Origin of the sequence: Seongchinamella sediminis, from assembly GCF_003457605.1 — a bacterium.
Taxonomy (GTDB): domain Bacteria; phylum Pseudomonadota; class Gammaproteobacteria; order Pseudomonadales; family Halieaceae; genus Halioglobus; species Halioglobus sediminis.
In genome coordinates, this window is record NZ_QRAN01000061.1 from 1 (window position 1) to 1,256 (window position 1,256).

At 58.4% G+C, this 1,256-nt stretch carries 1 protein-coding gene; it reads right to left on the reverse strand.

What is annotated here, in order from left to right:
• Window positions 1-30: 30 nt before the first annotated feature.
• Window positions 31-1,193 (reverse strand): IS3 family transposase gene (locus DWB85_RS19305; protein ID WP_420820283.1). Its coding sequence is split into 2 segments (ribosomal slippage): window positions 31-923 and window positions 923-1,193, totalling 1,164 coding nucleotides; the frame shifts between segments, so codons are not numbered across the junction.
• Window positions 1,194-1,256: the final 63 nt, after the last annotated feature.

A 1,256-nucleotide genomic window follows, 5' to 3' on the forward strand; every position in this document is an offset into this window, starting at 1 on the left:
TGATCCTGCCCACCAACAGTGGACACGCAGTTAAGCGACTTGTTGTGCCTCAAACGCTTCCGGGCTTATGAAGCCGTTGGCGCTGTGTCGGCGGGTTCGATTGTAGTCCACTTCGATGTACTCGAATACTGTTTGTCGCATTTCCTCCCGGGTGGCGAATCTCTCACCGTGAATGACCTCCACCTTGAGCGAGTGGAAAAAGCTCTCGGCACAGGCATTATCGTAACAGTTGCCCTTCGCACTCATACTGCACAGTAAACTGTGATCCTTGATTAGCTGCTGGTAGGCGCCGGAACAGTATTGACTCCCGCGGTCCGAGTGCACAATGACTCCGGTAGGCATGCGACGTAGCCACAGAGCCATCTGTAGCGCGTCACAGACCAGTTGCGCGGTCATTCGCTCCGACATGGCCCAGCCCACTACCAGCCGCGAGTACAGGTCGATTACGACCGCCAGGTACAGCCAGCCCTCCTCGGTCCAAAGGTACGTGATGTCGCCTACATACTTCTGGTTTGGCCTGGTGGCCGTGAAGTCCTGCTGCAACAGGTTGGGGGCCACCGGCAGATTGTGTCTGGAGTTCGTGGTTGCCTTGAACTTCTTCGCCGCCTTGGCCCGCAATCCCTGCCGCCGCATGCTTTCGGCGATGGTCTTGCGGTCATGCTGGTGACCGGCCTCTGCCAGATCCCGCACCAACCGGGGTGATCCCGAACGGCCTTTGTGAGCATTAAAAGCCTCCTTGACGGCCTCATCGAGCTGATTCCGGCGCTGCTTCCGGGGCGAAGGATTGTCCCGCCGCCGGCGCCAGGCATAGAATCCGCTGCGGGAAACCCGCAGTACCCGGCTCATCGCCGAAACCCCGAAAGTGCCTTGATGTTCGTCCATAAACACATACTTCACTTCAGGCTCTTGGCGAAGTATGTGGCCGCCTTTTTTACGATGGCAAGCTCCTCTGCCTGCTCCGCCAACTGGCGCTTCAGGCGGGCAATCTCCGCGGCCTGGCTCTGCTCCAGATCGCTCTGGTCCCGCTTTACCCTGGCCTTTGATCGCCAGCCGTAGAGCTGCGAATCATGGAGCCCAAGCTCCTTGGCAGCTTTGGGTATGCCGATCTTTGCCGCCAGGGCCAGCGCCTCTTCCTTGAACTCAGGCGCATACTGCTTCCGCGTCGTCTTTTTCGATCCTGTCTTGCTGGTCATGGTTCACCTCTGTAGCGTAGTTTACTCGCTTAGCAGGGTGTCCATCATCAGTGGGCAGGATCA